The sequence below is a fragment of the Caenibius sp. WL genome (assembly GCF_019803445.1).
Classification (GTDB): Bacteria; Pseudomonadota; Alphaproteobacteria; order Sphingomonadales; family Sphingomonadaceae; genus Caenibius.
The window spans coordinates 83,219-95,362 of the sequence record NZ_CP081844.1 but is presented as its reverse complement, the minus strand read 5'-3'; the positions used below and the strand labels follow the sequence as shown (position 1 = coordinate 95,362).

Sequence of the window (12,144 nt, the reverse complement as noted above, 5' to 3'; positions counted from 1 at the left end):
TCCGATCTACGATGTGTGGGTCAAGGATTGCGCGATGAACTTCCCCGGTGAGGAAGCGGGCGATAACGCACCCTCCGGTGCTACGCCGTCCACACCCGCGCCCAAATCTCCTGTCGCGCCCGCCGCTCCCCCGGTTCCGGCGTCACCTGCCGGCGAAACAGCAGCCCCGGCGGCAGCCAGCAACGCCGCGAACCCTTCGGGCAACGACAGCCAGCCTGCGCCGCGCTGATCCTGGGCCTGCATCAGCCGGTCGAGATAGGCGTTCTGGCTGATCTCGATCGCGCCGAGCGAAGCGAGATGGCCGGTGATGAACTGGCAATCCAGCAGTTCCACCCCGGCATGGCGCAACGCAGCCACCAACCATGCCAGTGCGATTTTCGATGCGTTGGTGACGCGGCTGAACATGCTTTCTCCGCAGAACACCCGGTCGAAGCCCACGCCATAGAGGCCGCCGACCAGCTTGCCGCCCTGCCAGCATTCGATCGAATGGGCATGGCCGGCGGCATGCAAAGTGCGATAACTGGCGGCGATCCGTTCGCTGATCCAGCTATCCGGATGGTCGGGCCGGGGAGCCGCGCAGGCGGCGATTACATCGTCGAACGCGGCATTGCAGGTGACGGTGAACCGCTCGCTCCTGAGCGCTTTTGCCAGCGAGCGTGAGCAATGAAAGCCATCAAGCGGCAGGATCGCCCGCCGTTTGGGTTCGATCCAGAAGATTTCGGGATCGTCGCGGGAATCGGCCATCGGGAATATGCCGCTGCGATACGCTTTCAGCAGCAGGTCGGGCGGGATAATCGATGACACCGGTGCATGCACCTCATCAGCCTAGCAGACGGGCCGGGAACAGGAAATGCGCTGTTTTCGCCGATCGCCTCCGGCTTTCGCGCAACGTGCCTTGCCAAGCCTTCCGCTTCGCACTACAGGCCCGTCCACCCACAGGAGTGTAGCTCAGTTGGTAGAGCATCGGTCTCCAAAACCGAGGGCCGCGGGTTCGAATCCTGCCACTCCTGCCAAATTCCCCTAAAATCAGCCTTTGCCGGGCTCCGAGGTTCTCCCGGAAACGCAGGGCATGATCTACAACCCATGGCTGGCGCGTGCTGGACTATGGGACGTTGTCGCTTTTCGGTATTCTGACCCCGTCAGGGAACGGACAGTTCGCCGCGGCCTTCAAGCCGGCGGGCCGGGTGGCGGTGGGATGATCTCGCGAAAGCCCGCAGCGAACTCCTGACAGCGCTTGCGGCCCTTCCCCTAACGGTGATCGGCGGCGCAGGGAAAGCGCAAAAATTCCGCGAGCAAACTCCGGACGAATCGGGAACCTCGGGACGAGTTGTGCGTTTTGTGCGGTAGGACGCATCTACATCGAGGAGTATGGCCAATGAGCAGCCTGACTTTCCGTAGCAGTCGCCCCGACCAGTGGACGCTGCCGCGCCCCCATTCCGATCCCAGCCTGCGCTATCAGAAGCATGGCCCGATCCAGCCCATGCACCAGCCGACATTTTGGGAGCGCCTGCTCGGTTATCATTGACCGTTCGGGCCGTGCGGCGGGCGGAGCGCTGCAATCCATCCAAATCCAACCGGTCTGGCGGGGCCGAATGACCATGTCTGTGCCTGTCAGCCTTGCATAACGCGTCATGCATGGCTAAATGCCCGCTGCATTCCGACATCGGAGCCAATCTGCCCCTCCCGGACCTGTTCCGGGGTGGCGATGGCCCCTAGGCGGAAGGTGTCAGTGTTTGAATGGCAAGAGTCGTAACGTCACATGGCCAAGACCAGTCCCCTTGAATTTTTTCGTCAGGTCAAAACCGAAGCCTCCAAGGTGGTGTGGCCTACGCGGGAAGAAACCATCCGGACCTCGATTTTCGTGGGTATCCTGATGCTGGTCTTGTCGCTGTTCTTCCTGGGTATCGATTCTCTGTTCAGCGCGGTCGTGCGCTGGCTGCTTTCGCTCGCCTGACACATCTACAACACGGGATACGGACTACAGGACTATGGCCGCACGCTGGTACATCATCCACGCCTACTCGGGCTTTGAGAACAAGGTGCGCGATTCGATTCTGGCCGAGGCGGAACGTCTGGGCCTGTCCGAAGGCGTCGAACAGGTCGAAGTGCCGACCGAAACCGTGACCGAAGTGAAGCGGGGCAAGAAGGTCCAGATCGAACGCAAGTTCATGCCCGGCTACGTTCTGGCCAAGCTCAAGCTGAACGACGATGTCTATCACCTCGTCAAGAACACCCCCAAAGTGACCGGCTTCCTCGGCGCCAGCGGCAAGCCGCAGGCGATTTCCGAGAAAGAGGCCGCGCGCTACTTCGGGGCGGCGGAAGAAGCCGCCGCGCAGCCCAAGCGCCAGGTCAGCGTCGATTACGAAATCGGCGATTCGGTCAAAGTGCTTGATGGCCCCTTCGCCAGCTTCAACGGCGTGGTGGAAGAGCTCGATTTCGACAAGTCGAAAGTCAAGGTTTCGGTCTCGATCTTCGGCCGCGCCACGCCGGTCGAACTCGATTTCGAACAGGTCGAACTGGTCAAGTAACGCCGCATTCCGGCCGGCGGGCCGGATTGTGCATCGCGACATTGCTTTTGTGCGCCCTTTCGACTAGGGCGCGCGCTTCCCGCAAGGGATTCATGCGGAAGGATCAGGGCCGGCCAGCCGGTCCGTCCGTCAGACCGCTAAACATGAGGATGGGGTGCCGGGCTTGCCCGGCGCGTGATCCGACAGTGTGAAAGGAGTGGCCCCATGGCCAAGAAAATCGAAGGTTATATCAAGCTGCAGGTGCCTGCCGGCTCTGCCACGCCGTCGCCGCCGATCGGCCCCGCGCTGGGTCAGCGCGGCGTGAACATCATGGAATTCTGCAAGGCGTTCAATGCCGCCACGCAGGAACTTGAAAAGGCGATGCCGATCCCGACCATCATCACGGTCTATGCGGATCGCAGCTTCACGTTCGTCACCAAGACGCCGCCCGCTACCTTCCTCATCAAGAAGGCCGCCAATCTCAAGTCGGGTTCGAAGGAACCGGGCAAGGTTTCGGCCGGAACGATCGCGCGCTCCAAGCTCGCCGAGATCGCCGAAGTGAAGATGAAGGATCTCAACGCCAACGATATCGAACAGGCGACGAAGATCATCGAAGGCTCGGCCCGTTCGATGGGCCTGCAAGTGGTGGAGGGCTGAGATTATGGCCAAGCTGACCAAGAAGCAGAAGATGCTCGCCGAAAAGCTCGGTGACAATCAGGCGCTGCACACGTTCGACAACGCGCTCAAGACGCTGCGCGAACTCGCCACGGTGAAGTTCGACGAAACCATCGAAGTCGCGATGAACCTCGGCGTCGATCCGCGTCACGCCGACCAGATGGTGCGTGGCATGGTCTCGCTGCCGTCGGGCACGGGCAAGGATGTGCGCGTGGCCGTGTTCGCCCGTGGCGACAATGCCGACAAGGCTCTTGCTGCCGGTGCCGATAAGGTCGGCGCGGAAGACTTGATGGAAGACATGCAGGCCGGCAATCTCAACTACGACCGCGTTATCGCCACCCCGGACATGATGGGCGTGGTTGGCCGTCTCGGTAAGGTGCTGGGTCCCAAGGGCCTGATGCCGAACCCGAAGCTCGGCACCGTAACGCCGAACGTGGAACAGGCCGTGAAGGACGCCAAGAGCGGCCAGATCGAATTCCGCGTGGAAAAGCTGGGCATCATCCATGCCGGGATCGGCAAGATGTCGTTCAGCGACGACGCGATCAAGGCGAATTTCAACGCGCTGGTCGATGCGGTGGTCAAGGCCAAGCCGTCGGGCGCCAAGGGCAAGTATGTCCGCAAGGTCTCGCTCAGCTCGTCGATGGGCCCGGGCCTGAAGATCGATACGGCGGACGTCGCTGGCGCATAAGCGCCGGGCGATAGTCCAAACAAAAGGGGCCGGAGGGAAACCTCCGGCCCCTTTTGTTTGTAGGGTGGCGTTGGCGCAGAGCGGCTTGGGCTACCAGCCGGGAGTAAGATTGGCGGCGGTGTAGCATTCCACCACCAGGCTGATCGGCTGCCCATCCTGCCGAGTGAGCAGCGCGCGCTGGGTCAGGATTGTCCCCGCCGGGCAACCCGGCCCCGAGCCGCGCTCTCCCCCAAGCTTGCGCCGGGTGAAATGCAGTGCGGCGACGGCTTTGCCGAACGGCGTTTCCGTCTGTTCGAGCGTGGCGTTCATGCTTTCGGTCAGGCGCGCGGGCACATACCAGTTGTGCGCTTCCGACAGGACGACATCGCCGCAAACCAGCCGGACATGGCGATAGCCCAGAGGGCTGTCTGTCGGGACCGCGAGCAGGCCGTGCAGATCGGGGGGAAGCTGCGAAACCGCATCGTGAAGCTGGACGGCCCGGATGATAGGCGGATTGCCCATGTTATGCGCCTTGCACCATTCGGTCAGCGCTTCCGTTGCGCTGACATGCGAATCGAGCGTGGCCTCGAAATCCTCCAGCGGAAGCTGGTGCGGCGTGGTGCAGGCAGCCAGAGACAGGCTTGCGGCAACCAGACCTTTATTGCCTTTGCGGAACGAAACCATGGCGGGGAGTTACCGGAAAGCGGCTGGAGAGGCAAAGCTCCGTTTTATGCTGAAAACCGCACTTCCATTTCCGTTGCAATGCATCTGTGCATCACTGTGTTGCAGAATGGCAACGAAAAGAATCTGTCTTGGCCGGAAGGGGCTACGAGGCTTTGACCCCGCCGAGCCTCTGGCGTAGCAGGCCGCCCATGGCCACTCAAAAATACAAGGCCATAAAATGTTCGCAATACTTGAAGACATTTGAGGAAATTATGAAGAAGATCACTCTTGCTGCTCTTGCAGCCGCTGCTGCTGTTCTGCCCGCCGCCGCTCACGCACAGGCTTATGTGCAGGTCGAAACCGGTCTTGACGCGGTGGACACCTCGGTCCTCGGCAACGACGAAGGCGTTCTCTACGGCGTTTCCGCCGGTTACGAAGTGCCGCTGGGCAACAACCTGTTCGCTGCCTTGGAAGCTGGCCTGTCGGATAGCAGCACCAAGGAATGCGTGCGTATCGACGGTGAGCGTGATTGCATCAAGTCGGGTCGTGACATTTCGGCCACGCTGCGTTTTGGCACCAACCTGAGCGAAGCCGCCAAGCTTTATGCTCTGGGCGGTTACACCAATGCTCGCGTTAAGGCGACCTACGCCGGCGAAACCTATGACGCCGTGAACCTTGACGGTTTCCGTCTGGGTGCGGGCTACCAGCACAACTTCGGCCAGAACCTGTTCGGCAAGATCGAGTACCGCTACTCGAACTACGAACAGGGCGTTGAGCGCCACCAGGGCGTGGTCGCCATCGGCGCGAAGTTCTAAGACTTTCGTAAGCCAACACAACGCGGGGGCGAACCACCGGTTCGCCCCCGTTTTTGTGTCCGGAGAGCAGGAAAAGGGTAAAGCAGTGCAGAACCGAGGGATCAGATCCCGCCGGGGGTGAAATCCCAGCCCAGCTCGCCCAATCCTTCGCACAGCGTGTCGACGCAGCTTTTCAGCGCATCCGGATCGGTCGAACGGATCACGAAATTTGCCCCGCTTTTCCCTTCGCGGAAGAAGGGATAGCTGCCGATCTGGCATCCTTCGTGGGCTTGTTCCACGTCACGCAGCAGCACGGCCACTTCGCTTTCGGGCACCCACGATCCGATCACTTCGGACAGCAGCGGTGCGCCGCCTTCCAGCGTGCCGGTGAGGCCGTCGAGCATGCCCGCCGTGATATGGGGTACACCCGCCATCATGTAGATATTGCCGAGCTTGATCCCCGGCGCGCCCGAATAGTGATTGGGGATGAGATCGGCTCCTGCCGGCGCGCGGGCCATGCGCAGGCGGCCCTCATTCAGCCCGCCGCGCGTGGTGTAATAGTCTTCCAGCATGGCGCGGGCTTCGGGGTGGATCACCACTTCGATGCCCAGTGCCGCGGCAATGGCGTCCACGGTTATGTCATCGTGCGTAGGGCCGATACCGCCGGTGGTGAAAAGATAATCGTGCTTCACCCGCAGCGCGTTCACCGCTTCGGCGATTGCGGTCATATCGTCCGCCACCACGCGCACTTCGGTCAGCCGGATGCCCTGCACCTGCAGCCAGGTGGCGATCTGGGCGATGTTCTTGTCATGCGTGCGGCCCGAAAGAATTTCGTCACCGATGATGACGGCCGCTGCCGTCCAGATACGCTGGGTCTCTTTCATATCTGCCAGCGTTAGGCGATTTTCTGCCTATCCGCCACCACGGTTTCGAACCGTAGCACGCCATCGTCCACCGGGCGGCGGCGATAATCGCGCAGGTCCTCCAGGTAATCCTGATTGAGCCGCCATGGCAGCGCCGTGGCGCTTTTCGGCATCAGCGGCAGCGCGCGCTGAATATAGCCGGAGGAGAACTGGTAGACGTTATCCTCCTCCAGCCCATGATTGGCGGGCAGGTCGGGGCGCACGATGGCCGCCCCCTTGCCCTGCATCGCATTCAGCACATCGCAGACATAGGCGGCCGTCAGATCGGCGCGCAACGTCCAGCCCGCATTGAGGTAGCCGAAAGCAACCGCCAGATTGGGCACATTGGAGAACATGCACGAGCGATAGTAGAAATGCTTGCGCCAGTTTACCCGCACGCCGTCCAGCGTGACCTTGATCTGCCCGGCCATGGCAAGCCGCAGGCCGGTGGCGGTGACGATGATATCCGCATCGAGGTGGCGGCCCGATTCCAGCATAATCCCGCTTGCGTCGAACCGGGCTATGCGATCGGTCACCACATCGGCCCGACCCGAACGAATGGCGGCGAACAGGTCGCCATCGGGAACCAGGCACAGGCGCTGTTCCCACGGGCCATAGGGCGGTTGCCAATCGGTTTCGGTATAGCGGTGGCCCAGCGCCTTGCGCGTGGCCCGCGTCAGGAAGGCGGCGATGCGGGCGGGGGATTTGCGCGCGGTCCTGAACACCCAGTCCTGAAAGCGAACATTCCTGGCGCGGATCAGCCGGTGGGCAAGAGACGCAGGGAGCAGCGCCTGAGCGATCCGCGCCATGCGGTCCCGCCGGGGTTGCGCGCTCATCCATGTGGGCGTGCGCTGGAGCATGGTGACATGCGCGGCACGCTGCGCCATCGCGGGCACGAGCGTGACGGCGGTCGCGCCCGAGCCGATCACCACCACCTGCTTGCCGGTATAATCGCAATCCTCGGGCCAGAATTGCGGATGCACGATCTGCCCGGCGAAATTTTCGCGCCCGGGGAAGGGGGGATCGTGCGGGCTGTCGTAATCGTAGTAGCCCGAAGCGAGATAGAGGAAGCGCGCCGTCAGCTCGCGCGGGCCATCGCGATCTTCTGTCGTGACGTGCCACAGGCCCTGCGCTGTGCTGAAATCGGCGGCCAGAACGCGCGTGGCCAGCCGCATGTGCGGAGCGATGCCATATTTGCCGACCACGCGATCGAGATAGGCCAGAATGCTGTCGCCATCCGCGATGGCATCGGCATCGGTCCACGGTTCGAAGCCGAAGCCGAGCGTGTACATGTCGCTATCCGAACGCACGCCGGGGTAGCGGAACAGGTCCCATGTTCCGCCCAGCCGTTCGCGCCGTTCGACAAGCGCATAACGCAGGCCCGGGCAGCGCATGTGAAGATGCGCCGCCATCGAGATGCCGGAGATACCGGCGCCGACGATCAGGACGTCGAGATCGGGTTGGGCTGCGGGATGGGCCTCGGGCATGATTATGCGCTAGGCCGGTTTCGCTTCCGGGCCAAGAGGCGCGGCACTATCCGCGCGTAGCCGCCTGGTCAGCGCTTCAAGGCGTCAGGTCTTGAAGACGATGGTCTTGTGCCCGTCCATCAGGACCCGATCTTCGAGGTGATAAAGCACGGCAGCGGCCAGCACCCGGCGCTCGATATCGCGGCCCTTGCGGACCAGATCTTCGGGTGTGTCGGCATGGCTGATCGCTTCCACGTCCTGATGGATAATCGGTCCTTCATCGAGATCGGCGGTAACGTAGTGCGCGGTCGCCCCGATCATTTTCACCCCGCGCGCATGCGCCTGATGATAGGGTTTCGCGCCTTTGAAGCCGGGAAGGAAACTGTGGTGGATATTGATGCAGCGCCCGGTGAGATAGCCGGCCATTTCATCGGAAAGAATCTGCATATATCGGGCCAGCACCACCAGTTCGGCGCCGGTTTCCTCCACGATGGCCCTGATCCGGGCTTCCTGTTCGGCTTTGGTGTCCTTGGTGATCGGCAGGTGATGGAAGGGAATATCCCGCACCAGCGGCACGTTGAGCGCTTCGCGCGGATGGTTGGAGACGATGCCCACGATATCCATCGGCATTTCACCGATCCGGTTGCGATAGAGCAGGTCGGCCAGACAGTGATCGAACTTGCTGACCATCAACAGCACTTTGCGCGGGGTGGTGGTGTCGCGCAGCGTCCATTCCATGCCGTACCGTTCTGTCACCGGCGCGAATTCCTGCGCGATATCGTCCAGCGGGCGCCCCGGGCAATCGAACACGATCCGCATGAAGAACATGCCGGTGTCGCGCGCGTTGAACTGCTGTGCTTCGCGAATATTCCCGCCGATTTCGGCCAGCCGCGTGGTGACTGCGGCAACCAGGCCCACCCGGTCCTTGCACGACAAAGTCATCACATAGGCTTGTGCCATCGTCCGGATCTCCCTGCTGCATTCCGTTTCGCGATATGAACCGGGCGGGCTCTAGCCTGCCTGTCTGCCGAAGTCGCCACCGCAATTGCGAAAAATCGCCATGCGGTCCGGGATAGGGCCGTGGATGCACGGTTGCAGTCGAAAGCAGGGCTGATATGCCTCAGCCGACGATCAATTCAGAAACGATGGGAACGAGATGACGAAGCGCACACTCGCTGGGAGGCCGGTCGATCCGGTCGGGCTGGGCTGCATGAACCTGTGCTGGGCCTATGGCGAACCGCCCACGCATGCCGAAGCCATTGCCATTCTCCATCGGGCGCTGGAACTGGGGTACGATCATCTCGATACCGCCAATATCTACGGTCTCGGGCAAAGCGAAAAGCTGATTGCAGAAGCGCTGAAAGGAAAACGGCAGGAGTATTTCCTCGCGTCGAAAACCGGGATCGTGATTCAGGACGAGGTGCGCGGTGTCGATTGCAGCCCGCAATCGATCACGGCCTCGATCGATGCCAGCCTCGAACGGCTTGAAACCGATCATATCGATCTGCTCTATCTGCACCGCTTCGATCCGACCGTGCCCGTGGCGGATTCGGTCGGCGCGCTGGTGCGGGCGATCGAAGTGGGCAAGATCGGTGCCTATGGCGTATCGGAATGGAGCGCGGCGCAAATCCGGGAGGCGCATGCCGTGCATCCCATGTCTGCCGTCCAGACCGAATATTCGCTGTGGACGCGCAACGTCGAACTGGCAGTGCTGGAGACGACGCGTGAACTGGGCATCGCTTTCGTTGCGTTCTCGCCAGTGGGCAGAGGCGGATTGTGTGGCGAGTTGGACGATCCGGCCACTTTGCCGGCGCGCGACATGCGCCGCACAATGCCGCGCTTCATGCCGGAAAACTGGCCTGCGAACCGCGCCTTGATCGATGCCCTGGTCGCTCTGGCGGCGGAGGCGGGGATGACGGCGGCACAACTGGCGCTGGCGTGGGCCCTGTCGCGTGGGGGGCATGTCCACGTCATTCCGGGCACGCGCAGTCTCCGTCATCTGGAAGACAATTTCGCCGCCGGCAAGATCGCGGTGGAACAGGCGCTGCTCGATCGCGCGGATGCGCTGATCAACGAAGACACGATTGCCGGACATCGCTATGGCGATGCCATGCGGCAACTGGTCTTTACCGAAGAATACGCCTGAGCAAGCGAGGCCGGATCAGAGCGCCGCTTCGAACGTCGCCAGCATCCGGCCCCACGCCTTTTCGGCCTGCGGCTTGTCATAACTGGGTGCGTCCAGCGTGCACCATCCATGGTCCGCCGGATAGACTTCGGCTTCCACCGGCCTGTCTGTGGCAGCGGCGGCACGCAATACTGCCTTTTCCTCAGGCATCTTGGCATCGTCATCCCGGCCGATGGCAAAAAGGAAATGGGCCTTCGTACCGGCCATCAGCAGATTGGGGCTGTCCGGTTTGCCGGTGACGAGTTGCGCGCCGTGGAAGGAACAGGCGGCCTTGATCCGTTCCGGCACTGCCGCGGCGCTGCGCACGGCGTGCGATCCGCCCATGCAATAGCCGCACACTCCTATGCCGCGCTTGCTGTCCGTTTCACTCTGCTGATCCAGCCAGGTGGCGAATGCCGTGGCGTCGCGGGCAGTCGCTGCGCCGTCGACCAGCGCCATCATCGGCTTGAGCCGGGCCTGCTTTTCCGGTTCGAACCATTCGGACAGGCTGTTGAGGATCGGTGCCTTGGCGCTGCGATAATAAGGGTTGGGAACGAGAACGGCATAGCCGGCCCCGGCCAGCCGCCGGGCCATGACTTTGTACGCATCGCGCAGTCCGGCGACGTCAGGCCACATGATGACGCCGGGTGATGGGCCCTTGGCGGGTGCGACAAAGAATCCGTCGGCGGTGCCGTCCGCCGTGGTGATCGCGACATCGCGTTCGTCGAGATCGCTGGCGGCGGCCTTTCCGGCAGGGGCGCAGGCTACCAGTGCGGTGGTGGCCCCCATGGCGGCGAACTGCCGCCGCGTCAGCCCGCGCCGGGCGAGCATGGCATCGAGATTGTCATGGGTATGTTGATCGCACATCCGGGCCTCCGCATCTCACTTCGGCGGAATCTACTCCGTTCCACGGGGGCGTCCAGCCCTCGTGCAGCGGGCACAAGGCTTGACCTGCCCCGCGAATTATTGTCCGCCTTGGTTTTAAGAGGGCCGCTCCTGAAAAATTGGCGGGCTAAAATGGCACAAGCTGGCCTTGCCAGCGTTAGATAATCGGGTTCAACAACGAAGAGGAGTACACAGATGATCCGCAAAGCGCTCATGTTGACCATACCGATGGCGCTGGCGGCCTGTGCATCGGTGGGAGATGATGCCCAGGCCGACAGGCTGGCATCCGCGAAGCTGGTGTTTGCCAATGGACAGGCGGCTGGCACTGCGGAACTGACTGGCGCGGGCAATAAAATGTCGCTTGTCATCGCGCTGGCCGGGGTGACGCCGGGGCCGCACGGAATCCATTTGCATGCGGTCGGACGTTGTGAGGCGCCGGCATTCACGACGGCCGGCGGCCACCTCAATCCGGGTAGCAAGCAGCATGGCACGGACAATCCGATGGGGAGCCATCTGGGCGATCTGCCGAACATCGAGATTGCTGCCGATGGAACGGGATCGCTGACGGTGGCGCTGGACGGCGCGCGTGAACAAATCCTGTCCGACGTGTTCGATGCCGATGGCACGGCCATCGTACTCCATGCCGGTCCGGACGACTACAAGACCGATCCGGCGGGCAACAGCGGCGGGCGCATCGCGTGCGGTGTCTTGCAGCGCGGCTGATCAGGCCGCGTAAGGGGTGGGGTCTTCCAGCCCTGCCTGGGCGAAACCATCGCGGCGCAGGCGGCAACTGTCACACACGCCGCAGGCCCTACCGTCAGATTGCGGATCGTAGCATGACCAGCTTCGGCCGGGATCGAGGCCGAGCCGTGCGGCTTCCTGGGCGATTTCCGCCTTGCCGAGGTACTGCAACGGCGTGTGAATGGTGAAGGGGGAGCCTTCCGCCCCGGCCTTGGTGGCGAGGCGGGCGGTTTCCGTGAAACTGGCGATAAATTCCGGGCGGCAATCGGGATAGCCGGAATAGTCCAGCGAATTGACCCCGATGAAAATGTCATGGGCATCGAGTGTTTCTGCCCAGGCGAGCGTCAGTGACAGGAAAACGAGATTGCGAGCCGGGACATATGTGACCGGAATTGCCGCCCCCGATTCACCCTTGGGCACGTCGATCGCACGGTCGGTCAGCGCCGATCCGCCGAACAGGCTGAGATCGAGCGGCAGGATGACATGGCGCGTGACGCCCAGCATGTGCGCGACATCCCGCGCCGCGTCCAGTTCGCGGCGATGGCGTTGATTGTAGTCGATGGTCAGGGCGTTGACGCTGTAGCCCTGTTCCTGTGCCAGCGCGGCGGACACCATCGAGTCCAGCCCGCCGGACAGCAGCACAACCGCCGATTTCGAAGTGGTATCGGTTTTGATCATGG

At 62.4% G+C, this 12,144-nt stretch carries 15 protein-coding genes and 1 tRNA gene; 9 read left to right on the top strand and 7 right to left on the bottom strand.

The window, feature by feature from the left end:
- Positions 1-6: 6 nt before the first annotated feature.
- Positions 7-795, bottom strand: a complete 789-nt coding sequence (gene aat / locus K5X80_RS17025; protein WP_283249333.1) for a leucyl/phenylalanyl-tRNA--protein transferase — start codon at positions 793-795, stop codon at positions 7-9.
- Positions 796-937: 142 nt separating this feature from the next.
- Between aat and K5X80_RS00585 the strand changes: the two genes are divergently transcribed.
- The 6 genes from K5X80_RS00585 (at position 938) to rplA (ending at position 3,870) form a co-directional block, all read left to right on the top strand.
- Positions 938-1,013 (top strand) — tRNA-Trp (locus K5X80_RS00585).
- 362 nt (positions 1,014-1,375) lie between these two features.
- Entirely contained in the window at positions 1,376-1,525 is a 150-nt protein-coding gene (locus K5X80_RS00580; RefSeq protein ID WP_222558941.1) for a hypothetical protein, read from the top strand.
- A gap of 234 nt (positions 1,526-1,759) precedes the next feature.
- The gene (secE, locus tag K5X80_RS00575) at positions 1,760-1,954 is read left to right on the top strand and encodes a preprotein translocase subunit SecE (RefSeq protein ID WP_222558940.1); all 195 of its coding nucleotides are present in this window, start codon (positions 1,760-1,762) and stop codon (positions 1,952-1,954) included.
- Between the two features lie 34 nt (positions 1,955-1,988).
- On the top strand, positions 1,989-2,528 hold the full coding sequence (nusG, locus tag K5X80_RS00570) for a transcription termination/antitermination protein NusG (RefSeq protein ID WP_222558939.1): 540 nt from the start codon (positions 1,989-1,991) through the stop codon (positions 2,526-2,528).
- Between the two features lie 204 nt (positions 2,529-2,732).
- Positions 2,733-3,164 (top strand): 50S ribosomal protein L11, encoded by a 432-nt coding sequence (gene rplK / locus K5X80_RS00565; RefSeq protein WP_222558938.1) that lies wholly within the window; start codon positions 2,733-2,735, stop codon positions 3,162-3,164.
- Between the two features lie 4 nt (positions 3,165-3,168).
- Positions 3,169-3,870, top strand: a complete 702-nt coding sequence (rplA, locus tag K5X80_RS00560; protein WP_222558937.1) for a 50S ribosomal protein L1 — start codon at positions 3,169-3,171, stop codon at positions 3,868-3,870.
- Positions 3,871-3,960: 90 nt separating this feature from the next.
- Here the strand turns inward: rplA and K5X80_RS00555 are convergent, their stop codons facing one another.
- Positions 3,961-4,533, bottom strand: coding sequence for a hypothetical protein (locus K5X80_RS00555; RefSeq protein ID WP_222558936.1), 573 nt, complete (start codon positions 4,531-4,533; stop codon positions 3,961-3,963).
- Between the two features lie 251 nt (positions 4,534-4,784).
- Between K5X80_RS00555 and K5X80_RS00550 the strand changes: the two genes are divergently transcribed.
- Positions 4,785-5,327 (top strand): porin family protein, encoded by a 543-nt coding sequence (locus K5X80_RS00550; RefSeq protein WP_222558935.1) that lies wholly within the window; start codon positions 4,785-4,787, stop codon positions 5,325-5,327.
- 101 nt (positions 5,328-5,428) lie between these two features.
- Here K5X80_RS00550 and K5X80_RS00545 read toward each other — a convergent pair whose 3' ends face one another.
- The 3 genes from K5X80_RS00545 to purU all read right to left on the bottom strand — a co-directional run bounded on the left by K5X80_RS00545 (position 5,429) and on the right by purU (position 8,634).
- On the bottom strand, positions 5,429-6,190 hold the full coding sequence (locus tag K5X80_RS00545; protein WP_222558934.1) for a competence/damage-inducible protein A: 762 nt from the start codon (positions 6,188-6,190) through the stop codon (positions 5,429-5,431).
- 11 nt (positions 6,191-6,201) lie between these two features.
- A complete protein-coding gene (locus K5X80_RS00540) occupies positions 6,202-7,695 on the bottom strand; it encodes a flavin-containing monooxygenase (RefSeq protein ID WP_222558933.1) in 1,494 nt (497 codons plus the stop codon).
- Positions 7,696-7,779: 84 nt separating this feature from the next.
- Entirely contained in the window at positions 7,780-8,634 is an 855-nt protein-coding gene (gene purU, locus K5X80_RS00535) for a formyltetrahydrofolate deformylase (protein ID WP_222558932.1), read from the bottom strand.
- 196 nt (positions 8,635-8,830) lie between these two features.
- Here purU and K5X80_RS00530 point away from each other — a divergent pair, with 196 nt between their 5' ends.
- The gene (locus K5X80_RS00530; protein WP_222558931.1) at positions 8,831-9,820 is read left to right on the top strand and encodes an aldo/keto reductase; all 990 of its coding nucleotides are present in this window, start codon (positions 8,831-8,833) and stop codon (positions 9,818-9,820) included.
- 15 nt (positions 9,821-9,835) lie between these two features.
- Here K5X80_RS00530 and K5X80_RS00525 read toward each other — a convergent pair whose 3' ends face one another.
- Positions 9,836-10,705, bottom strand: a complete 870-nt coding sequence (locus K5X80_RS00525; RefSeq protein WP_222558930.1) for a dienelactone hydrolase family protein — start codon at positions 10,703-10,705, stop codon at positions 9,836-9,838.
- A gap of 213 nt (positions 10,706-10,918) precedes the next feature.
- Between K5X80_RS00525 and K5X80_RS00520 the strand changes: the two genes are divergently transcribed.
- Entirely contained in the window at positions 10,919-11,446 is a 528-nt protein-coding gene (locus tag K5X80_RS00520) for a superoxide dismutase family protein (protein WP_222558929.1), read from the top strand.
- Here K5X80_RS00520 and queC read toward each other — a convergent pair whose 3' ends face one another.
- Positions 11,447-12,142: a 7-cyano-7-deazaguanine synthase QueC gene (gene queC / locus K5X80_RS00515; RefSeq protein ID WP_222558928.1), complete on the bottom strand. Its 696-nt coding sequence runs from the start codon at positions 12,140-12,142 to the stop codon at positions 11,447-11,449.
- Positions 12,143-12,144: the final 2 nt, after the last annotated feature.